18 protein-coding genes are annotated in these 23,530 nt (G+C 42.8%); 7 read left to right on the top strand and 11 right to left on the bottom strand.

Features of this window, described 5'->3' with window-relative positions:
* Positions 1–364: 364 nt before the first annotated feature.
* The 7 genes from MKZ26_RS16755 to MKZ26_RS16725 all read right to left on the bottom strand — a co-directional run bounded on the left by MKZ26_RS16755 (position 365) and on the right by MKZ26_RS16725 (position 10,719).
* On the bottom strand, positions 365–1,528 hold the full coding sequence (locus MKZ26_RS16755; RefSeq protein ID WP_067213378.1) for an aminotransferase class I/II-fold pyridoxal phosphate-dependent enzyme: 1,164 nt from the start codon (positions 1,526–1,528) through the stop codon (positions 365–367).
* Between the two features lie 609 nt (positions 1,529–2,137).
* On the bottom strand, positions 2,138–2,836 hold the full coding sequence (locus MKZ26_RS16750) for an AIM24 family protein (protein ID WP_340766864.1): 699 nt from the start codon (positions 2,834–2,836) through the stop codon (positions 2,138–2,140).
* Between the two features lie 112 nt (positions 2,837–2,948).
* On the bottom strand, positions 2,949–4,139 hold the full coding sequence (locus tag MKZ26_RS16745) for an acyl-CoA dehydrogenase family protein (protein ID WP_340766863.1): 1,191 nt from the start codon (positions 4,137–4,139) through the stop codon (positions 2,949–2,951).
* Positions 4,140–4,197: 58 nt separating this feature from the next.
* Positions 4,198–5,364: a saccharopine dehydrogenase family protein gene (locus MKZ26_RS16740; protein ID WP_340766862.1), complete on the bottom strand. Its 1,167-nt coding sequence runs from the start codon at positions 5,362–5,364 to the stop codon at positions 4,198–4,200.
* A gap of 24 nt (positions 5,365–5,388) precedes the next feature.
* Positions 5,389–6,867: an aldehyde dehydrogenase family protein gene (locus MKZ26_RS16735; protein WP_340766861.1), complete on the bottom strand. Its 1,479-nt coding sequence runs from the start codon at positions 6,865–6,867 to the stop codon at positions 5,389–5,391.
* Between the two features lie 1,177 nt (positions 6,868–8,044).
* On the bottom strand, positions 8,045–9,088 hold the full coding sequence (locus tag MKZ26_RS16730; protein ID WP_340766860.1) for a YecA family protein: 1,044 nt from the start codon (positions 9,086–9,088) through the stop codon (positions 8,045–8,047).
* A 122-nt stretch (positions 9,089–9,210) separates the two neighbouring features.
* Entirely contained in the window at positions 9,211–10,719 is a 1,509-nt protein-coding gene (locus MKZ26_RS16725; RefSeq protein ID WP_340766859.1) for a DHA2 family efflux MFS transporter permease subunit, read from the bottom strand.
* A 286-nt stretch (positions 10,720–11,005) separates the two neighbouring features.
* Here MKZ26_RS16725 and MKZ26_RS16720 point away from each other — a divergent pair, with 286 nt between their 5' ends.
* Entirely contained in the window at positions 11,006–11,890 is an 885-nt protein-coding gene (locus MKZ26_RS16720; RefSeq protein ID WP_340766858.1) for a TetR/AcrR family transcriptional regulator, read from the top strand.
* Between the two features lie 92 nt (positions 11,891–11,982).
* Positions 11,983–12,780: a TIGR00266 family protein gene (locus MKZ26_RS16715; RefSeq protein WP_067213399.1), complete on the top strand. Its 798-nt coding sequence runs from the start codon at positions 11,983–11,985 to the stop codon at positions 12,778–12,780.
* A gap of 145 nt (positions 12,781–12,925) precedes the next feature.
* Here the strand turns inward: MKZ26_RS16715 and MKZ26_RS16710 are convergent, their stop codons facing one another.
* Positions 12,926–14,749 carry an SEC-C metal-binding domain-containing protein gene (locus tag MKZ26_RS16710; RefSeq protein ID WP_340766857.1) on the bottom strand — a complete coding sequence of 608 codons (1,824 nt, stop codon included), beginning with the start codon at positions 14,747–14,749 and terminating at the stop codon, positions 12,926–12,928.
* A 77-nt stretch (positions 14,750–14,826) separates the two neighbouring features.
* A complete protein-coding gene (locus tag MKZ26_RS16705; RefSeq protein ID WP_340766856.1) occupies positions 14,827–15,723 on the bottom strand; it encodes a LysR family transcriptional regulator in 897 nt (298 codons plus the stop codon).
* A gap of 132 nt (positions 15,724–15,855) precedes the next feature.
* On the opposite strand from MKZ26_RS16705, the gene hutG reads away from it, so the two are divergent.
* The 3 genes from hutG (at position 15,856) to MKZ26_RS16690 (ending at position 19,591) form a co-directional block, all read left to right on the top strand.
* Entirely contained in the window at positions 15,856–16,830 is a 975-nt protein-coding gene (gene hutG / locus MKZ26_RS16700) for a formimidoylglutamase (RefSeq protein ID WP_445683431.1), read from the top strand.
* On the top strand, positions 16,814–18,004 hold the full coding sequence (gene gltS, locus MKZ26_RS16695; protein ID WP_340766854.1) for a sodium/glutamate symporter: 1,191 nt from the start codon (positions 16,814–16,816) through the stop codon (positions 18,002–18,004). Before hutG ends, gltS begins: the two co-directional genes overlap by 17 nt.
* Positions 18,005–18,229: 225 nt before the next feature.
* The gene (locus tag MKZ26_RS16690; RefSeq protein ID WP_340766853.1) at positions 18,230–19,591 is read left to right on the top strand and encodes a sodium-dependent transporter; all 1,362 of its coding nucleotides are present in this window, start codon (positions 18,230–18,232) and stop codon (positions 19,589–19,591) included.
* Between the two features lie 54 nt (positions 19,592–19,645).
* Here the strand turns inward: MKZ26_RS16690 and MKZ26_RS16685 are convergent, their stop codons facing one another.
* Together MKZ26_RS16685 and MKZ26_RS16680 are read right to left on the bottom strand one after the other, a co-directional pair.
* Positions 19,646–20,059: a VOC family protein gene (locus MKZ26_RS16685; protein ID WP_340766852.1), complete on the bottom strand. Its 414-nt coding sequence runs from the start codon at positions 20,057–20,059 to the stop codon at positions 19,646–19,648.
* A 70-nt stretch (positions 20,060–20,129) separates the two neighbouring features.
* Positions 20,130–21,092, bottom strand: coding sequence for a 2-hydroxyacid dehydrogenase (locus MKZ26_RS16680; protein ID WP_340766851.1), 963 nt, complete (start codon positions 21,090–21,092; stop codon positions 20,130–20,132).
* A 138-nt stretch (positions 21,093–21,230) separates the two neighbouring features.
* Between MKZ26_RS16680 and MKZ26_RS16675 the strand changes: the two genes are divergently transcribed.
* Positions 21,231–22,841 (top strand): sensor histidine kinase, encoded by a 1,611-nt coding sequence (locus tag MKZ26_RS16675; RefSeq protein ID WP_340766850.1) that lies wholly within the window; start codon positions 21,231–21,233, stop codon positions 22,839–22,841.
* Complete coding sequence (locus MKZ26_RS16670) at positions 22,825–23,517, top strand: response regulator (protein ID WP_340766849.1); 693 nt, start codon at positions 22,825–22,827, stop codon at positions 23,515–23,517. Before MKZ26_RS16675 ends, MKZ26_RS16670 begins: the two co-directional genes overlap by 17 nt.
* The last annotated feature ends 13 nt before the right edge of the window (positions 23,518–23,530 follow it).

Here is a 23,530-nt window from a genome sequence, read left to right as displayed (position 1 = left end):
AAGATACCCTGGTTTACAAATTGGATCACCGAGAAGTCCATTCAAGTTCTCGGGACGGATTATTCCCGTTATATTATTACAAATGTACCCATAAAATCGGATCATCATAACGTTGAATACGCGAGAAAAGTTGCACAGGATTCACTTGACTACTTAAACTATATTAACAGGAATCAAATCCGGGCGTTCACTATTCATATAATGTGTGCAGACTATTAGGATTGCTTGATTATCGTTTATAGTAAAATCTTAACCCAATTCAATCTATAAATACACTTTACAAGATTGACCCGTACTTAAATAAACTCCCAATAAAAAGGTTAGCAGGGACAGATATCTCCGTCCCACGCTAACCTTACACCGCTTAAATACTTAAATTCCGTAATCGATCAACCGCTTTCTGCAGCACATCTACTTTCTGAACAAGCGCCAACCGAACGTATCCAGCGCCTTCAGAACCGAAGATACTACCCGGAACCATGACAACACCACATTGGTCGATTACTTTAAATACAAATTCCTTATCATCCATCTCAAACGGATATTTTGCCCATACAAACATCCCGCCGTTTGAAGGAGTAGCAGACCAACCAATCTCCTCCATGCCTTTCATTAATACCCTATGGCGCGCAGAAAATTCTGCCCGCAGGCGATCCGTAATCTCTTCCGCATTATCGAGCGCCATGACAGCCGCTTCCTGAATCGGACCGAACGTTCCATAATCCAAATTTGATTTGAGTTGTCTTAAAATATGTACTATCTCAGCATTACCTACGATATAGGCGATACGTGCACCGGCAAGGCTAAAGCTTTTAGATAATGAATTAATCTCCATTCCGACCTCCATTGCACCGGGAGTCGATAGAAAACTAATTGGAGAATCACCTGTAAAATAGTATTCAGAATAAGCAGCGTCATGAAGCACAATAATATTGTATTTCTTGGCGAAAGCTACTACTTTCTCGAAAAATGCACAATTCGGCATAGCAGGAACAGGGTTTCCTGGTAGATTCAAAATCAGCAATTTAGCTTTTTGTGCAATGTCTTCAGGAATTTCATCCAAATTAGGTAGAAACCCGTTTTCTGCACGTAATGGCATCTCATATGGAACAGCGCCAGCAAGCTTAATGCCAGCCTCATAAGCTACGTAAGCAGGATTCGTTGTCAACACAAAGTCCCCTTCATTGCAAAAAGCGAGTGGCAGATGGACAAGTCCTTCTTGAGAACCCATTGTTTGAATGATTTCCGTTTCAGGATTGAGCATAACACCGGAACGTCGTTCATAATAATTCGCGACGGCTTCGTTAAACCGTTTTGTGCCGCCAAGTGTATAGCCATATGTATTCGCCAGAGCGCTTTGTTCTGATAACACACGTCTCACTTTTTCGTCAGGAGGAAGATCCGGACTCCCAAGACTTAAATCAAAGACTTCAGCGCCCGTTGCTTTTTTCGCTTCGGCTGCTACTTTTAAATCGCCGAAAATGGCAGGTGCAAAAATGGACATTTTTAACGAAGGTTCAATCTTCAATGGGAAACACTCCTTGTTTGTGGGAAATTGTTTTTAAGGAGTATTTTATCACAAACTATGTAGCTAGTGTAAATAAGGTTGTAAAAAAGGTAATTTGATTTACCATTTATTCGCATAAAATACTAGCGAGAAGGGCTTGATAACCCCCATTTCCCCTGGACTATTTTCGGCCCGCTTTCGACTACCTATTCATGACAGATTTACTGAGGGGTACTAGTGTGGCTACACTATTCAAGTGAAAAATGCAGTTATTTTGGAAGAAAAGAATTTATGACATTCTATATAGTGTGTAAGCGTCCGCTCGGAACGGAAATCAACGGGATTGAAGGTAATCGTACTTTTTCAGTGCCCTCATACATGTACTTATGAATTTGAAGTGCGACGGATGAAGGACCACCATACGATTATCGGAAAAACTGTGTAGGGATGCGACTGTGTTGCATCCCTACACATCCAGACATCTCGATAATGGTAGAGTAGTCGTTCAATCCAAGCAATCCAAGTGCAACTATGCACGTAACACCAGTGTATGATCATTTTATTTACTGGTTAGTTAATCAACAGACGTGGCATTCTATATCTTTGAATTCAACAGGATAAGCTTGTTAGTCACGAGGATCCATTCCCAGTCATATAAACTTCTTCAAACGGTTGAATGATAACAAAACCTTCACCGCTAAACTCCATTTGAATCGATTCTCCACTACCGCGACCAAAGAAGGTCTTAATACTAATATCTGTTCGGAACTCCGGTGTTAAATCGCCAGACCAGGCGACTGTTGCATTAGGATCTGTAATGACAGGTTCTCCAGGGTGGACAAGTAGCGTTAGCGGCTCGAAATGGGTAGTAATCGCAACCTTGCCCTTCCCTTTCAACGTTACGTTGAACAGTCCACCAGACATCATGCCTGCCACTTTCTTCATTAGCTTAATATCCCATTCAATAGTTGGTTCAAACGCAAGAAGATCATTGCCGTTCACCGTAATCGATTCATTATTCAAATCGAAAATGGTTATCTTCTTCCCTTGATCCGCTAAGTAAAGCCGACCATTCCCTGTTGCTTTCATCAGTGAAGTACCTTCACCCGTGAGCGCTTTTTTAAACATCATGCCTACACCATGCTCAAGCACTTTTTCCCGCTCGAATTTAATCTGACCCGCATATGAGATCATGGAGCCCATCTTTGCCCATACAAAGTCGGTTAAATTCACTTCCAGAATTCGCGGTGTTTCCAATTCAAAGTATTCACTTTCCCGCTCATCCTGCTTTGTTTGTTTAATGAATTCATTAATCGTATATTTCCCCATCTAAATCTCCCCTTTCGTAACAATGCCTATTACTTATTGGCGAAACTTAATCTTCGACTGTCATTGTACCAAGAAAAAATCCTGAGAGGTCTTCCCCTTCAGGACTGTAACTTCATTCAAACGGCCACTCTGGCAGCCGATTACTCAATTTCTTATCTTCACGATACCCAAGCACATATTCTGCCTGCATAACCGTATGGATCTCACGCGTTCCTTCATAGATGACAGGCGCCTTTGAGTTTCGCAGGAACCTGGCGACAGGGTATTCATCCGAATAACCATAAGCCCCATGAATCTGGAATGCATCATCCGCTGCTTTATTGGCAAAATCGCATGCCTGCCATTTCGCCAGCGACGTTTCGCGCGTATTGCGCAAGCCATTATTTTTCATGTCACCTGCTCGATAGACAAGAAGTCGGCTCATCTGATAGCCCGCTTCCATGTTAGCAATCATTTGTTGGACGAGTTGGTGTCTGCCGATTTCCTTACCGAACGTTTCCCGTGCATGACAATATTTCACGCTTTCTTCGAGGCAACCCATGATTAAGCCAACCGCTCCCGCAGCGACAGTGAAACGCCCATTATCAAGTGACGCCATGGCAATTTTAAATCCATCGCCTTCTTCACCTACTAAATTCGCAGCCGGGATACGCATATCCTCGAAAAATAGTTCGCCTGTATTGCCTGCACGAATACCGTATTTTCCTTTGATCGCTTTCGATGAAAAACCTGGTGTCGTTCGTTCGACGATGAACGCGCTAATACCATGGTGTTTTTTCGCTTTATCCGTATAGGCAAAAACGAGGAAATGATCCGCGACATCACAAAGGGAAATCCATGTTTTTTGACCGTTTAATACATAGTCATCTCCGTCACGCACGGCAGTTGTTGCCATTGCCGCAACGTCGGAACCTGCACCCGGTTCTGTCAACCCGAATGCACCTATTTTTTCACCCTTCGCTTGTGGTACAAGGTATTTCTGCTTCTGTTCTTCATCACCCCACTGCAGTAGACTCATCGAGTTCAAGCCGATATGGACCGATACCGCTGTCCTGAACGCCGTATCTCCACGCTCCAATTCTTCACACAGTATTGCGAGCGAATTATAATCCATTCCACTGCCACCATATTGTTCGGGTATACACACGCCCATGAAGCCAAGATCCGCAAGCTTCTTCCAAATCGCCTGATCGAATCCACCTTGTGCATCCCATTTCTGGATATGGGGCATAATTTCTGCGTCGACAAACTGACGCGCCGTTTTCCTCAGCATCTTCTGTTCTTCCGTAAATCCGAAGTCCACCTCTTCATCTCCTTTCATAAACCACTATGTCGTTAGTGAGATTAGAAACTATACGTTTTCAACATGGAACATTGTTCGACTCGATACTTTCTTCGATAACGACACCGCGCTTTTTCATCTCTTCAATATACAATTCACCGGGTACGATATTCTCTGGCGGATGGACTCCACGTTTCGAAATAGTGCCATTGCCAATCATTTGTGCCACGATGGAAATCGTATTTGCCGTCGCACGAGCCATCGCAGTCTCGTTTACTGCAGTGTCTTTCTCCGTAATAAGGTCATATTCGTATGTTACTGGCATAGCACTTTTTTCACCGCTCACAATAACGCGTAGCAACACTGCATCTGATTTCTTACCGAGGCGAAGTTGAGGCGACAGATGCTCTCTCATGACGTCGCGGACTTTCACCTTTTGACCGTCAACAGTCACTTCGTTGTCCCGAGATAACAAACCTAGATCGACAAGCAGCTGGAACTTCTCCGCGTGCCCTTTGTAACGAATCGTCTTGTATTCAAGTGTCTCCACGTCCGGGAACGACTTCGTTAGTGTCGACGTGCCGCCTGATGTATGAAACGCTTCAAGCTCGCCGTATTTATCAAAATAGATTGTTTCGATTTCGGACAATGATGGAACTTCCAACAGTTGCCCGTTTCGAATAACGTGGGAAGGGTCAGTGTAATGATCAAACACGCCTTCCAGTGAAAAGACGACATTATAATTAAGTGGCGGCTCCGGCTTTATCGGAATTCCTCCAACATATAGTTTGATGGAATTAACCTTTTCGAGTTTTCCCGCCCCGTAACCAGTAAGAATATTAATCATTCCAGGAGCTACCCCTAGATCTGGAATGATTGTCACGCCTTTCGCAATCGCCTGATCCGCCAGACCGAGCACCGCATCCGTAGCGCCACCGATATGACCGCCAAGATCAATGGAATGGACACCGATATCTACTGCGATTCGGGCAACCTTTTCATTAAACGTATAGAATAGCGCATTGATAACCACATCCCCTAGTGCCATCACTTCACTTAATTGCTTATCGTTTTTAGCATCCAGTAACAGGATATCAAGCTTATCGGACATGAGTTCCTCCGCAAAGTCTTCCGCTTGCTTGACGTTCAGATCCGCTAAATAAACTTTTTCAACGTCATCAGCCTTCACTAGATCGCGTGCCGCCTCTTTCCCCATTAAACCTGCTCCAAGTATGACAACCTTCATTTCCCCATCCCCTTACGTTAGGAATTAATCCGTGTCAATCTGCGCCCGTTGCAATTTCCCGCTGAAGTCTATATAAATACTCTTCCATTCAGTGAAGACATCCAGTGCAGCAACGCCAGAATCGCGGTGTCCGTTGCCCGTACCCTTTGTTCCGCCAAATGGCAGATGGATTTCGGCACCCGTCGTCCCCGCATTCACGTAGACAATACCTGTATCTAGATCACGTTGTGCTCGGAATACTTTATTGACATCGCGTGAGAAAATCGAACTTGAAAGTCCAAATTTCACACTGTTATTAACCTCAATGGCTTCATCTAGACTTGAAACTTCAATCAGCGAAACAACAGGTCCGAAAATCTCTTCTTGCGCAAGGCGGCTATCCCATTTCACATCTGTGAATAAAGTTGGTTCGTAATAATGACCATCTGCAAGCTTTCCATCTGTTAATATATGTCCACCTGCAAGAAGCTTCGCACCTTCATCCTTACCAATTCCGACGTAGCCATGAATTTTATCAAGCGCTTTTTGATTGATTACTGGGCCAATTTTCACTGATTCGTCCAGTCCATCGCCAATCGATAACACTTTCATCGCTTCCACGAGTTTTTGCTCGAGTTCTTCCTTTACATCTGTATGCACGATGACGCGGCTACATGCCGTACAACGCTGACCCGCTGTTCCGAATGCACTCCAAAGAATCCCTTCCACTGCCAGTTCGATATCCGCATCATCCATAACGATGACCGCATTTTTACCGCCCATTTCAAGCGATACTTTTTTCAAATGACGTCCACCTGTTTCCGCAACATGACGACCCGTTTCAGTCGACCCTGTGAATGAAATAACGCGAACATCAGGGTGTTCAATCATCGCCGTCCCAACTTCTGCTCCCGACCCAAAAACGATATTCGCAACGCCTGCCGGGAGTCCTGCTTCTTCAAATATAAGCGCCATTTCATACGCCATCATAGGTGTTTCCGTCGCCGGTTTCCAAATGAATGTATTTCCCGCGACAATTGCCGGGAACGATTTCCATGTCGCAATCGCCACCGGAAAGTTCCAAGGTGTAATAAGTCCGACAACACCGATTGGTGCACGGACACTCATTGCGAACTTGTCTTGAAGCTCTGAAGGCACTGTTTCCCCGAACATACGGCGTCCCTCACCAGCCATGTAGAACGCCATATCAATGCCTTCCTGCACTTCACCGCGTGCCTCTTCGATGACCTTCCCCATTTCTTTCGTCAACACTTGCGATAAGTGTTCTTTCTTTTCTTTCATAAGTCGTCCAATTTCATATAAAAAGTCTGCACGTTTCGGTGCGGGAACGAGTGCCCATTTTTTCTGAGCCTCTTTAGCCGACTTTACTGCAAGACTCACATCTTCTTTAGTCGATAATCTTACTTGTGCCAACTCCGTACCATTTGCTGGATTCAAGACTGCAGTATAATCTGCTCCCTCTGCCTCCTGCCATGTACCTCCGATATAATTGTTCAGTTGCATTGCAACATTCCCCTTTCTATAACACAGCATTTTGAAAGCGCTCACATCTATTTAACTAATTTCGACATTTCCTACGCAATTCCTTTAATCTTCCGACAACTATAATTTTACTTCCCTCCTACTTAAACACAATAAGCTATGAAAAACCCCCAATAACCAAGCTATTCGAGGGATGAGATTATTATTCATACTATGAACCCCATTTCCTCGAATTTTTCTCTCTGTCAGCACCACACCGAACGTGAGATAATTTCTCTTCACCTTCATCCCTGGTTAAAGTTCATATTCAAAATACCACGTCCGTTGATTAACCATTTTCTTGCATAAAGAGTAGGTAAGAAAGGCTTGAAAAACTCTATTTTCACTGAATCATTTCCGGTCTGCTTTCGGCGAACTATTCATGACATCTTTACCAAGTGGCAAGTATGGCTAGAAATGACTACGTCATTCCTAGCCATACTTGTTTCGGTCATCCTGTTGCGAATAGTTGCCTGTCGCGTTCCTACAACGTTCAAGTGAAAAATACAGCTGTTTTTTAAAAAGAATAGATGACTTTTTATTAAGGTTGTAAGTGCCCGAAGATACAATTTCGGGCACTCTAGCACTTTGTACAATGTTTTCCTTACTTACTTTTAGTAAAGAGTACGCGTCTTATCATGCGGCGAACTATAAGGAAGTGACTTTTCCTTAACTAAAAAAAGACAAGACTATGGAGAAGGCTTCAGCCGCCAAAATTGTATCTTTGGCGGCTATTATCCAGATAACAAGCGCCGCTATTCTTTCGTCCCGAAAAGTTTTAGCATTTTGTGTACGTATCCATTTGGAGCGCGATGGATGAATAAGCACCATACGATTACCGAAAAAATGTGTAGGAATGCGATGAAGTCGCATTCCTACACATCAAGACATCTCGGTAATCGTGTAGAGGTCGTTCAATCTAAAGCGATCCAAAAGTAATTGCACACGAATCGCCTAGTGTTGGATTCAGTTATTTACTGGTCGTTTTTGGGTAATCAACACATGTGACAAAATGCAGAAAAACTCCGCACTGGATGTATCAATCCCATGCGGAGTTTTCATAATGAAAAAATATTAAATTTGTACGTTATTTTGGTTTCAGGTTATGTAATACCCATTTGGTGTATATCCATTTCTGCACTATTGCTAATACTACGGATTATTCTTTTTCTTGCTGACGGCTCCGTTCGTACATTTCAATGACAAATTCACGGATGTTATCTGCATGTTTCATCATCGAACTTGTCGATACAACGAACAATTTCGCAATTTCAGCGTTCGTCAATTCTTCATCCTCCATAATTCCTAAATCAACTGCTACAAAAAATACGGCAGCGGCAATAACGCCAGGTTTACGGAAATTGGGGCGCTCTTTCAAAAAGTACGTTACGACAATATTTCTCAGTAATTCACGCGCTTCTTTAGGCGTATTTCTTAACTCAAGTACTTCATCCAGACTCTCGATTACTTCCTGCTGAACCGGTGTAAAATCATGCTCTATGAGTTCATCTACTGTTCGTGAATCCCTGGCAAGCAAAATTTCGTAGACATCCGTCATATGCTCTTTATAGAACGCAAGACTCTTATCGAATCCGCTTGACTCCGCAAGTTCAACTATCTGTTTTTCGAGTGCACCATTCCAATCATTAATGAACATAAGCGAAGAAATTACATAGATATCATTGTTCTGGTCCCGATTATCGGGTAAAACAATGCCGAATATGAATGAATGCTCTTCCAGTAGCATTCCTTCTTTCTTTTCAAGATTGAATATGCCCTCGCCAAGTATTTCTTGGACAACAACATATCCTTCCTTCACTTCTTTCACCTTAGCAAACAGTACAACAGGCTCTTTCCATAATTCCAGAACGGATCGAACTGTCTCTCTTATCGGGCTATTCAACACTCTTAGGAGGTGACGCTTCCACAAATCACGGCGTGCAACGAATAAGAAATATTCACTAACAGCCTCCTCAACATCATCCGGTCCCATCAGTTTTTCAAGTTTACTTTTCCAGTGTCTTCTATGGCTTTCGAACTCTGATATATCAGCTGGGCTTGTAGCCTGTTCATATGCACCAAAGATGATACGCTCAAGTTCCTCATCAATAAGCGTCTCTAAAGGTGATTCATTTTTCTCCGCACAACACTTTTTATATTTCTTTCCGCTCCCACATGGACACGGATCGTTTCGTCCAACCATTTTCCCACGTCCTAACAATTATACGTTAATAATATTTACCTCACATTCAATAGTAACAGAAACAAAAAAACTCCGCAGTGGTATATATATATACCCATGCGGAGCACTCTTTAATCCATCGCTTATTTTTTACTTTCCTCTAAATTAGTAAATGATTTTTCATTAGTTGGTAGTGCTACACGTTTCATGAAGAACGATAGAACCAAGGCAACGATCGCAACGATTGTCGATATGAAAAATGAGAAACTAATTCCATCCAACATCGCTTGTGCTTCGAGTTGCTCTTGTAATTTCGCAAGTCCCTCAGCGGTTGTTGGAGCATTGCCAGATGCTTGGGCTTCCGCAAATAGTCCTGCACCCGTCGATTCCATCCTTTTTGTCATAATCGTTAACAGAATTGCGGATCCGATAGCACCGGACACTTGCTGTAACGTGTTGTTCATAGCCGTACCATGTGGATTCGAGATCATTGGCAATTGATTCAACCCGTTTGTCATAACCGGCATCATTACCATTGAAATCCCTAACATCCGAATCGTATAAATCCACATAATGTAATAATAACCAGACTCCATACCTAGTCTACTTAAGTAGAATGTTGAAATGACAGTGATGGTAAGACCAATAACCGCCAAAATTCTTGCGCCGTACTTATCGAATAAACGGCCTGTAACCGGCGACATAAGCCCCATCACAATTGCCCCTGGTAACATCAGCAAACCTGAATGGAACGGTGAAATTCCCCGTATGGTTTGGACATAGAGCGGCGTAAGAATCATGCCCGAAAACATTGCAACCGATAGTACAATCGAGATGGCCGATGATAAAGCAAACATCGGATGTTTGTAAATCTTGAAATCCAACATCGGGTCATCCATACGTAGTTGACGCACAATGAACGCGATAAGTGCGATTGCACCAATAACGATTGTTCCATAGACTAGCGGTGAATCCCATCCCTTATCACCCGCTGAACTAAAGCCGTAAAGAAGACCGCCGAAACCGATACTTGACAAAATAAGTGAAAATACATCTAATTTCATGTCACGGTTCGGTGTAATGTTGCGCAATTTAAAGAACGCATAAACAAGTGTCAGAATTGAAAACGGCAAAACGATACCAAAAAGTGTACGCCATGTATAATGTTCAATTACCCATCCCGACAGAGTTGGACCAATTGCTGGCGCTGTAATCATTACTAGCCCAAAAATCCCCATTGCCGTTCCCCGGCGCTCAATCGGAAATGCCGTAAGCATAACGTTCATGAGAAGCGGCATCATCATTGCAGATCCACACGCTTGAATCATTCGAGCAGCAACGAGTACACCAAATGATGGTGCAATCATCGCTAAAATCGTCCCTAGAGTAAACAGCACCATTGCTGTTAAGAACAACCTTCTATTTGTGAACTTCTGAATGAAGAACGCACTTGCTGGTATTAAAATACCATTGATAAGCATATATCCTGTCGTTAGCCATTGGACAACAGACGGTTTCACATCGAACTCAACCATAATTGTCGGCAATGCAACGTTCAACAATGTATTATTTAGTAGAGCGACAAAAGCACCTATAAATAAAATTGCTATCATGCCGTAAGGCGGTTTTTCGTGCATTTTTTTTATATCCATTATTACTTCCTCCTATTTAATACGTAACGTATAAAATTTGTACCCCATGTACATCATGTTAAACATATTATACCGATAGTCCAAAACTTGCAACCTTAGAAAACGCTTTCACACAATAAAAACTTTTTCCGTTGATATATCAACCTTTTGGATATACCATAATAAATGTACTGATAGTATAAACCTGAATTCATTTCCAGGGAAACTCGACATATATAAGTTTATTAACACCCGTCAGATAAGCCGAATAGGTTCAACAACTAACTTTAGGATAAAGGTGATTAGTATGAATGATCGAAAACGCCAGGTTTTATTAACAGCGCAGCGACTTTTTATAGATAAAGGATTTTCTACCACGTCTGTCCAAGATATTTTAGATGAATCTTGTATATCGAAAGGGACATTCTACAATTATTTTTCGTCCAAAAATGAGTGCCTCATCGCGATACTCGTACACGCACGTGATGAAGCAACTGTAAGAAGACGTGAATTGCTTATTGGACAAGACTTATCAGATAAGAACGTTCTGGTAGAGCAGATTTTAATTCGTATGCACGTGAATCGCGAACAAAACTTGATGCCAATTTTTGAGGCAGTTTTCCATTCTGGTGATAGCGACCTAAGAACTTACATCAAGAACATGCTTTTAGCTGAATTTTCTTGGTTAACAAGAAGACTGGTGGATGTGTACGGCAAAGCTGCTGTGCCTTATGCAGCCGATTGTGCAGTGATGCTGTTCGGAATGATGCAACAAATACTTCATGTATGGTCAGCTGTTTCGAAAGAGGAAATGGACACTTCAAAACTTGTGAGATTCTTACTCCGAAGAATCGATTCCATCATCTTGGGTATGATCAGCACAAAAGACGCTTTCTTCACTGAAGATGTATTTTTCAAGTTAAGTGGGGATGAAGTAGAACAAACAGAAACAAAGGAGCAATTACTCGAACGTCTCACAGGATTTCTGGAGTTTCTTGGAGATGATACACTTCCTGCTGGCAAACAATATGTTCAATTTCTTTTGGATGAACTACGCGCCGAGTCTCCACGGGTATTCGTGCTGGAATCTGTCGTCCGCTCGTTCCGAGAAGCTTTCAAAGGATTTTCCCATGAACCTGAAGCCCACGAGCTTGCTTATAAAGTTTGGCGCTATATAGACACGGTAGAGTAACCGAAATTCTGTCTCAATTTCTTGAAACTTTTCCGACTTCATTTCGTATAGTTGAGTAGTAGAAAACTTATTTTAGGGAGGAACGAGACAAGATGAACAATCACGAAATTGATTACAAAATACATGGCGATGATATGCAGTTTGTAGAAGTCGAGCTTGATCCAAAAGAAACGGTAGTGGCAGAAGCAGGCGCGCTGATGATGATGGAAGACGGCATCGCCATGGAAACAATCTTCGGTGATGGATCCGGCTCATCAGGTGGAGGAATTATGGGCAAACTAATGGGCGCTGGAAAACGAATGTTGACTGGAGAAAGTTTATTCATGACAACATTCACGAATACGGGGGCAGGCAAAAAGCATGTCTCTTTCGCGTCCCCTTACCCTGGAAAAATAATTCCGATGGATTTAAGTGAGCATAACGGCAAAATTATCTGCCAGAAAGATGCCTTTCTTGCTGCCGCAAAAGGCGTGTCCGTCGGAATTGAATTTCAACGGAAACTCGGCACCGGCTTTTTCGGTGGTGAAGGGTTCATCATGCAAAAACTCGAAGGTGATGGTATGACGTTCATCCACGCTGGAGGTACGATTATCGAGAAAAGGCTGCGACCGGGCGAAATATTACGTGTAGACACGGGATGCCTCGTGGCAATGACACACAACGTTAATTACAACATTGAAATGGTAAAAGGCGTAAAAACAGCATTATTCGGCGGCGAAGGACTCTTTTTCGCAACACTGAAGGGACCTGGAACTGTTTGGATTCAATCACTCCCATTCTCTAGACTCGCAAGCCGTGTCTTTGCAGCTGCACCGCAAACACCTGGTGGAGGATCACGTGACGAAGGCAGCATTGCAGGCGGCTTGTTCAATATGCTTGGCGGTAAATAACTAATTCGTAGACATAACGTTGGATTATCAATCGTCTACATCCAAAACTCTCCAAACTAAAAAAGGGTTATATATCGATCTATTTTTCGACCGACGATATAACCCTTTTAGTATTAAATCTCACTTAATGAAGCAAAACTTATGTTTACTTCACACCATTCAACAACAGCCATATATACCGGGCTTCATCTTCACTACCCGGTTCAATCGCTTTAAATCTCGGGTACGGAATCGTTTTCGCTTTGAATGTCATCAAATGCCTAACATGGCCATTCAATTTCGTTGCAGCATTCAACATTTCTTCAGCATCTAACGATTTCCCTTCGGATGCTATGTGTTCAAGCTTCCAGTCAAGATAAAGATAAGCCGCGTCATGCTCGGAACCTTTTTCATAGCGCACCATGATTTCCGCCGCTTCTGTGAACCGTTCGGCGTGAATGAGCGAAGCCACCGCTTCATATCTGGCCCCAAGGTTGTCCGTACGGTTCATCTTCAATAGATCCGTGAACATCTCCGCCGCCTCTCCATACTCTTCGCGACTGAACAAGTGAACACCATACGCAAATGCCGAGCGCATGAATGGCCGATTCGGTATGTTTTGCCAAGGGTTCTCCCCCGGTTCAAATGTCCTGCTTGCAGACTGGATTGCTTTTTCATACAATTTAGCCGCTTTCTCAGCATCCTGTTCAACTTCCGCTTGAAGTAAGATGACATCCGGATTATTTGGTCCGATTTCCATAGCACTCTTCGCAAGTTTCCGACGTGCTTGTTCGGATTCCGCGCGATACGCCTCATATGCAAGAAGTTGCGCACGACCTTCTGCAATGCCAGGCTTCCGTTCAGGCTGAATAACCCCGCCCGTCGTCATCGATGTTTCCCAAAGTGCTTTTTCTGTCGGCCGAGGATCTGTTCCAATATCGTAAAGTCGTGCCGCCACCGGTTCATCCCCGCTATCCATCATGTCTGCATAAAGGGAGGCAAGTTCCACTTCATACAAGTGCATTCCTTCTTTTGATGCACTGTACTTCCGTAAAATGTCATCTTCTATAAGCCCTGTATCCTGTAGCACTCCAAGTTGAATGCCCGTTTTCACTGCAGCAGCAAGAAAATCACCTTCTATCGGAACATCTTTATTCTCATTCAGAAAGTAAGCGACGGCCAGTTTGTGCATGATTTCACGTCCATCCGCACTTTGATTCAGTTCACGAAGTGTGATGTCAAGTGCGGTCAGCGCACTCAATTGTGTGGGTACCAATACTTCTTCAACAAGCTCGTTCATGGAAGCCATGCTCCGTTTAATGAACAACTCGTAAATATCGAGCGTGTGGTCATCTAGAAATTGCTCAGTCGACTTGTCCGATACCGCATCTCTTAATTCAACGAGCGATTTTTTCGTCTGCTTGCTCCACTTCGCCAAAAACATCATTGAAGAAACAGGTGCAACCCCGAAGTCCCCTTTTCGAGGATCGTGGAGGACTACACCAAATAGTAACGTCCCCAAATCTGCCGGCATTCCCTCATTGCGCGTCACAAAATAATCCCGCTCACCAAACAGCTCCCGAACTTTTAGTCTACCTGACTCAACTTCGGTAATTTCTGCAAGGAGCATAAACGGTTCGTCCCACTTTTGTAATACTGAAATAACCGAATCACGTTTCATCTGTTCAAGCTGCTGTGCTAAATATGTATGCCAAATCTTTTTATTGTGGATGAATAAATAAAACTCACTTGCCGCCTCTTCAATATGTTCCTTTTCCCAGCTACCTGTAAGGCGGTTTACCCACTCCCGCATCATCTGCATCATTTCCTGGCGGTCTGTATCTTTCGGATAGTCATTAAAATAACCGACGAGCACACGATCAAGCTCTTCGTTGACAATCATATCAACAAGATCTGTTCCTTCCGTTCCACAACATTTCTTATATTTTTTCCCGCTTCCACAAGAACATGGGTCGTTTCGTCCAATCATTTAATTCTCCCCTTTCGGTTACAAAAAATCGTTTTACTCCTTATTTAATCATAACAGACAGACTGATTTGCAACGAATTAATCAGAAACTTTGTATTCGAAAAAACCCCCTACTTCCATTATGAACGCCTGTATAGCTGGAGAGACATACCTGTTTTTCATGTACGTCAAATACACGGTCCTTTCAAGTGCCCGGGAATCGATGATCTTACTTACAATCGAAAGATTATAAGGCCCCTGTAAGTAATTTTCTGGAATAAGCGCAATACCTAAATTTTCACCGACTAAACTTAATGCTGTTTCGAAACGCTCAATTTCATATTTAATTGTAGGGACAGTATCTTCCAATTCAAAAGCACGCAATATGTCCTCCCTCGTCTGAAACCCTTCGGTGCTAATGATGAACGGCTCCTGTTCCAAATCTTTCAGCATAATTGATTCCCTTGTAGCCATCGGGTGGTTTTCGTGAAGGACTAACACAAGTTTTTCCTTATACAAAGGGACCGTTTCTATATCCACTTCTTTAATTTGCTGGTTCGTGATAATGGCATGCGTTTCATATTTCCTCAACGAATTCTTCACATCGTCACCGCCTAACACCTCCATCAATCGAATGTGCATTTCGGGAAATTTTTTATTGTATAGAGAAATCACTTTTGGAATCCAATACTTCACCGATTCAATCATACCGATTTGGAGTTCACCTTTACCAATAAGCTTTACTTCTTCCATTTCCTTTTTTACAATCGCCATTTCTGATAAAAGATGAATCGCCCTGCCGTATAAAACCTCTCCAGCTTCTGTCAATCTACTATTCCTTGTATTGCGTTCAATGATTTGAAACCCCAAGTCTCGTTCCAAGTTTTTTATGGCGTTGCTTAATGATGGTTGAGAAATATGCAACTTCTCTGCCGCTTTAGAAAAACTCATATGATCCACGACTGAAACAAAATAACTTAACTGCTTTAAATCCATACTAACCACTCCTCCACTCAATTATAGATGCAGGCTATAAGTATATAGTAATTATATATTAGAATTAATAAATCATGTACTTTATAATAAATGAGTAACGCTGTATCTGAAAGTTCAGAAAGGGTGAGGCAATTGCTTAATAAGGTAAATGAACATGTATGGACCGGACGTACGGATCATACTGAAAATAGAACAAGTTTCCGATATCACCAAGTGGTTGAATTAGTAAATCTCGAGGTCATCTCCCAGTCACCCAACACATGTGCAATTATCGGTTTCGAAAGCGAGGAAGGCGTCCGCCGCAACAAAGGGCAATTGGGTGCAGCAAAAGCTCCCGATGCACTTCGCAGTGAACTTGCCAAATTGCCATGGAAATTCCCGGTAAATAAAAGGCTTATCGATGTTGGAAATATTCAATACATGGATACCAACCTGGAAAAAGCCCAACAACAGCTAGGCGATACGATTGCAAACGTATTAGAGAAAAAAATGACACCGATTATTCTTGGTGGCGGCCATGAAACCGCTTACGGTCACTATCTCGGAGTCCGAAAATCAATTGGTATGGAAGCTTCTCTTGGAATTATTAACATAGATGCCCATTTCGACTTACGCTCATACGATGAACAACCGTCTTCCGGCACGATGTTCAAACAAATCCTGGAGCATGATAACATGAGCAGCTATTTCGTCGTCGGAATCCAGCGCTATGGAAATACGCAGGAATTGTTCGATACAGCCGACAGGCTCGGTGTCAAATATGAATACGAAGATAATATGCATATCGGAAATATGGACAAATTAACATCGGATCTCGAACAATTCATCAACCAACATGATTATGTATTTCTAACATTATGCACGGACGTACTGAACTCTGCTTTCGCACCCGGTGTCAGTGCTCCTTCACCATTCGGATTAGATCCTTCCGTTGTTCGTTCAATCATTCGAACAGTTACAACACATAACAAAACACTGTCGTTCGATATTTCGGAAGTGAATCCCGTTTTAGATGAAAACAACCGTACAGTTAAACTCGGTGCTTACTTAACAAATGAAGCAATTACAACTTTTTTAGGAGGGGAAATTCATGACGCTAGTTCTTAATCAAGTCACCACAATTTTCCTTTCCATTGCATTGCTAACTTTAGGGATGGTGTTAGTTAAGAAAGTTGGTTTCTTACGGAAATTCTGCATACCTGCTCCCGTTGTCGGCGGATTATTATTCGCTGTTTTTGCGACCATTTTTAAGTCTCTCGGATGGCTAGAAATTACACTTGATACATCATTGCAAAGTTTATTCATGCTTACATTTTTTACAACAATCGGTTTAGGAGCAAGCTTTAAACTCATTAAACTCGGCGGAAAGGTTCTTGTCATCTACTGGCTGGCATGTGGATTTTTAGCGCTCGCACAAAATACAATCGGTGTATCCATGGCTTATTTGTTCGACCTGCATCCACTTATTGGAATGATGGCTGGAGCAGTTTCAATGGAAGGCGGACACGGAGCCGCTACCGCATTCGGACAGACGCTCGAAGACATGGGTATCAATTCAGCCCTTTCGATTGGAGTTGCAGCAGCTACATTTGGACTTGTTGCAGGAGGTCTCGTTGGTGGTCCTACTGTAAAATATCTTATTTCAAAACACAATCTCAAGTCATCTGAAACGGATACTGATCTCGGTATTCCTATTGAAAAGAAAGAAAAGCCGATTCAAACAGATTCGTTCTTCACACAAATTCTACTCATCACACTTTGTATGGCCCTTGGTACGTATTTGGGTGAACTATTTTCAACCGCAACAGGGTTCGTTCTACCGGGTTACGTAGGAGCCATGTTTGTTGCTGTTCTTGTTCGGAATATCGTTGACAAAATTAATCCTAAAGCGATCGACATGAAGAGTATCGGCTTAATCAGCGACGTTACACTGGGGATTTTCCTGTCAATGGCATTAATGAGCATCAAATTGTGGGAAGTTGCCGATTTGGCCCTTCCATTACTTGTTATCGTCTTCGTCCAAGTTGTCTTCATCGTCCTGTTCGGGATTTTCGTCTTGTTCCGTCTACTCGGCAAAGATTACGATGCAGCCATTATGGTAGCTGGTTTTACAGGACATGGTCTCGGCGCCACCCCTAATGCTATGGCAAATATGGCGGCCGTCACTGAAAGATATGGTCCTTCGACTAAAGCGTACCTCGTTGTTCCGATTGTTGGTGCTTTCCTCATCGATGTATTTGCGATGCCAATTATTATAACGACGATTAACCTATTCAATTGATAATAGTAAGCTTCCCTCATTACATTTCCATGTAATGAGGGAAGCTTTTTCGTTCGTTCAGATACTCATACACAGGTTTTATTCATAATCGCTCCTCTAAGCCGTATACTTATAATGTTCTGAAACCTGTTATTTTAATGACAGCCTCCTTAAAATACGCTACCCTTAAACTAAACGACTTGTTTTAAGTACATACATATTCGTTTCATCGAAAGGACTGACCTTATGCCTCAACAAGAACACTGGAAATCAAAAATAGGTTTTATACTAGCTGCTGCCGGTTCAGCAATCGGGTTAGGCGCTATTTGGAAGTTCCCTTATGTAGCCGGGACTGGCGGTGGCGGCGCTTTTCTACTGGTCTTTTTATTATTTACGCTGTTATTAGGATTCCCCCTCTTAATCGGTGAATTCATTCTCGGTCGTAAAAGTCAAAGTGACGCAATTACTGCCTACAAAAAGCTTGCGCCCAATTCAGGTTGGCATATAACAGGGATCATTGGCGTCGTAACCAGTTTCTTAGTGCTATCATTTTATAGTGTTGTTGGAGGATGGATTATCCTCTACTTATTCAAAGCATTAACCGGTGGTATTTCCGGACTTTCGCAAGACCAGTTCGGACCGTTATTCGACCAAATCATTGCAGATCCATTCGCTACGTTAGCCGGTCAACTGATTTTTATGGTGCTAACAATTGTTGTTGTAGCCCAAGGCGTTCAAAAAGGGATTGAGAAAGCAAGCAAGATTATGATGCCTGCTCTCTTCATATTATTTATCATTATCGTTGCCCGTTCTCTTAGCTTGGATGGGGCAATGGAAGGCGTAAAATTTCTGCTGGTACCGGATTTCACTAAATTAACGTCTGAAACGATTTTATTCGCTTTGGGACAAGCCTTTTTCACTCTCACATTAGGTGCCTCTGTCATGGTTACGTATGCTTCCTATCTTCCTAAAACGCAAAACCTGCCGAGCTCGGCGATGTCTATTATCGCTATGAATATCGTCATCGTTCTGTTAGCCGGCCTAGCGATTTTCCCGGGTGTGTTTTCATTTGGAATGGCACCGGATGCAGGACCGACATTGATTTTTTCAGTACTGCCAGCTGTATTCAACCAAATGCCCTTTGGGGTGTTTTTCTTCATTGCATTTTTGGTTTTATTCCTATTCGCGGCTTTAACTTCCGCTTTCTCTATGATTGAAATTATTGTTGCAACAATGACGAAAAATGATCCTTCAAAACGAAAACGATTCACTTGGATAATTGGAATGGCAATTTTCGTTGTTGGAATTCCATCTTGTTTATCATATGGAGTAATGGCTGATGTGAAGTTTTTCGATAAAACGGTATTCGATTTAGTCGATTTCGCAGTAAGCAATATATTGATGCCTCTTGGCGCATTATTGATTTCGATATTCATCCCTTTGAAAATAGCTAAAACAGATCTGTTCAATGAGATGAAGCAAGGTTCGAAAGTCGGAAAGACCTTCTTCAACATTTGGTTCTACCTATTAAAATATCTGACCCCTATCGCAATCATTATTGTTTTCCTTGATGCACTGGGTGTGTTTAACTTGTTCGCAAATCGGTAAAAATTGAACTGGCAATAAAAAAGGAAGACTCCTTCGACGAAGAGTCTTCCTTTTTTATCCTTCTTTCTCGCAGTTCAAATCCCACGTAAAGCCAAACTTATCTTTCACTTTCCCATACTTAGCTCCCCAGAACGTATCTTGCAGGGCCATTAGTACTTCTCCTTCTTCCCTCAGGCCGTCGTAGAGATGGTTCGCTTCTTCCACGCTTTCACAGTCGATAAGAAGGGTAACGCCGTTTTTGTTGTATTCAGACGGCTTGTCCGCAGAATCGGCAAGCATGATTTGAAATTCACCTTTTTTCAGATGGCAATGGAGGAGATAATCTGCTGCTTCCGGCGGATGCGGAAAATTAGCATCCGCATATTTCTGCATTCCGACTTCCTCAAGTCCTAGCAAATTCGCATAGAATTCAGCCGCTTCTTTTCCTTCTCCGTAAAACGTTAGATATGGAATGATTGGACCTTTCATATTGTTACCTCCTCCTATTCGACGACAGTCATCAAGTCAATTTAGACATAATTCATTCGTCTGCTGTTCTTTACTGAACGATACCTTTTGGCTTGCGGCCTTCAAGTACATCCGTAATTGCCTGTGCGTTCAAGTTCATCATCGCAAGGCGTGTCTTAATGCTGGCACTTCCGATATGCGGAAGGACTGTTACGTTCGGCAATGTAAGAAGCGGATGATCGAGTGGTATTGGTTCTTTTTCAAACACGTCGAGCCCCGCCGCCCAAATCGTACCGTTTTTCAATGCATCATAAAGAGCAGCCTCATCAACAATTCCACCACGAGCGACATTAATAAGAACGCCCGTATTTTTCATAAGGTCAAGTTCCCGTGCACCAATCATCCCGGCGGTTTCCGGTGTAAAGGGAGCTAGAATGATAACGAAATCCGCCTCTTTCAGCAGCGTATCCAACTCCCTGAATTCAAGTCCATACTCAGCTTCTGCGTCCGGCTTGCGGTTGCGATTATGATAAAGAACTTGCATATCAAAGCCTTTTGCCCGGCGCGCAACCGCTTCACCGATTCGTCCCATGCCAATGATGCCAAGTGTCGCTCCTCCAACATCCATGCCTGTAAATCTCATCGGCGCCCATGAAGTCCAATTGCCTTTTCTGATTTCATTTTCTGCAGAGATCAATTTACGTGCCGTCGCTAGCAGAAGTGCAAAAGCAAGATCTGCAGTTGTTTCAGTCAACACCCCCGGTGTATTTGTTACGATGACGTCATATTCCTTTGCCGCTTCCAAGTCAATATTATTATAACCAACGGCCATATTTGCAACGATTTTAAGCTTCGTACCCGCTTCAAAAACCTCGCGATTGATGCTATCCGCCAAAACTGACCATAGTGCATCCGCTTCTGCCACTTCTTTCAATAAAACAGCGCGAGGAACCGCTACACTTTCTTCGTCCCACATCCGCACATCAAATTTTTCATGAAGCGGCGCAACCGCCTCTTCTGTCAGCTTTCTTGTAATGAAAATTCTTGGCTTCACTTAAATCCCCCTATTCTAACAATTAACAATAGTGTAGCATATAGTGTGAACCAATTGGTCGACGATCAACTGTGTAGAAAGCCTGCCCAAGACTAATGCAAGTAGATACGGTTACTTCAAGATTGAGAGATGATTTCCATGAAACCCGCTACTTTACAATCCCGCATTTTTTCATATGGCGCACTCTTTGTTTCCATAATAGCAATCATTATCGGTGTATCCTTCTACTTTACAATGTCGCAAGGTATCGAGCAACAGATTGGGGACCAGGCGCTAAGTATAGCCAGGACAACAGCAGACCGCCCCGATGTCCGTGCAGGGTTTGGACATGCTGATCCAACGGAAATATTGCAGCCTATCGCCGAAGCGGTACGACTCAAAACTGGTGCTGAATATGTCGTTATCGGAAACAGCGAAGGTATTCGGTATGCTCATCCTGTTCCTGAACGGATTGGGCAGAAAATGGTGGGTGATGATAATGAACGTGCGCTTCTCCTGGGCGAATCCTATATTTCCGAGGCGACTGGGACACTTGGGGCCGCCTTACGCGGGAAAACACCAGTATTTAACGAAGATGGCGAGATAATCGGGATTGTTTCCGTTGGTTTTTTAAAGAAGAATATGTCCTCTATCTTTTTTCAGTATGCCGACAACATTTCCTATATCGTACTTATCGCAATCATTCTAGGTATTATTGGTTCCAGCATTCTGGCGCGCAATATTAAAAAAGAACTTTTTAATTTAGAACCTGCGGAAATAGCGAACTTATTCACCGGACGAAACGCTCTTATTGAGTCTGTGCGAGAAGGAATCATTATGGTTGACGCAAACGGTATCATTACAACTGTGAATGTGGCTGCATATGAAACCCTTTCCCTCCCTAATCAATCGGAACTAATCGGTCGGACGATTCAGGAAGTGCTTCCAAACACACTTCTTCCGAAGGTACTTGAAACCGGAGAACGGCATCTCGATCGCCCGATGGAAATTCGCGGCAAAAAGGTAATTGTAAATCGCATCCCCATCCGTGTTGGCGAACAGATTGTCGGTGCGGTTTCAACTTTTCGGCTACAATCAGACATTGACCAACTCGCAATGGAATTATCACAAGTGAAACGGTATACGGAGGCGCTTCGTGCACAAACCCATGAATACAATAACTTTTTATATACAATATCGGGTCTCATTCAACTCAATTCATACGACGAGGCACTAAGCCTGATTCACGAGGAAACAGCTGAACATCAATCGCTCATCCAATTCGTGACAAAGAGGTTGCAGGATCCCTTTCTAGGAGGAATTGTTATCGGTTTCTTCAACCGGGCAAAGGAATTGAAGGTCCGCTTCCTTCTTGATGAAGATAGTCTCTTAAAAAAACTCCCGAAACACTTAGAAAAAAACCATTTCGTTTCAATCATTGGAAACTTAGTTACAAATGCTTTCGAAGCGACCGACTCTTTTCCGGAAGAAAAACGAATGGTCCGCATCTTCATTCTGGATAACGGCGAAGAGATTTTAATTGAAGTTGAAGATTCAGGACATGGGATAGCTGATGAAGTGCTGAATGTACTCTTTCAAGAAAAGGTATCGACAAAAAAACAGGGTCACCGTGGATACGGACTTATGAAAGTAGCAGAGAATGTGAAAAATCTCAGCGGTTCTATCACACTCGAAAAAGGAGATTTAGGCGGTGCATTGTTTATCATTTCCATACCGAAAGGAGGTTTTTCAGATGACAACTCTAATTGAAGTCTTAATTATTGAAGATGATTTACGAATTGCCGACATCCATCAGCGGTTCATCGAGAAAATAGAGGGCTTTACAGTCGTAGGTTCCGCTCATACCGGTGATGAAGCAAAAGATTGGATTTCAGCATTGTTGCCAGACCTCGTTTTACTCGATGTCTATTTACCCGATGCACTTGGTACAGAGCTGATGGATTTCATCCACAAAAACAGCCCTGAAACAGACATTATTTTCATCACTGCTGCGGCAGAGATTGAAGTTGTAAAAAAGGCATTTCGCCACGGAGTCATCGACTACATCCTAAAACCGCTCACATTCGACCGATTTAAGGAAAGCCTCCTTTCTTATAAAGTTAAAAGGGAAACACTTTCAGGTGAAGGACTCATACAGGAAGATTCCATCAAATCTCTTTGGAATAAAACGCTACCCGCTTCATCAAACCCTGATTTCATTCCACCAAAAGGGATTGACCCCATGACGAAAGAGAAAGTGGTCAGCCATATAAAAAACATAGAAGGCGGAATTACTGCAGAAACTCTTGGATTGGAAATCCGCGTGAGCCGTTCGACCGCAAGACGTTATCTAGAATACCTCGTCTCAGAAAAACGTGCATTTACAGAACTTCTATACGGCTCAGTCGGGCGTCCCGAAAGAAGATACTTCATAAAAAAACGCTGAACAGTATGAACAA

This window comes from Sporosarcina sp. FSL K6-6792, from assembly GCF_038004885.1.
Classification (GTDB): Bacteria; Bacillota; Bacilli; order Bacillales_A; family Planococcaceae; genus Sporosarcina; species Sporosarcina psychrophila.
Note: the sequence above shows the minus strand (reverse complement) of the source record. Positions and strands in the feature narration are given on the sequence as shown.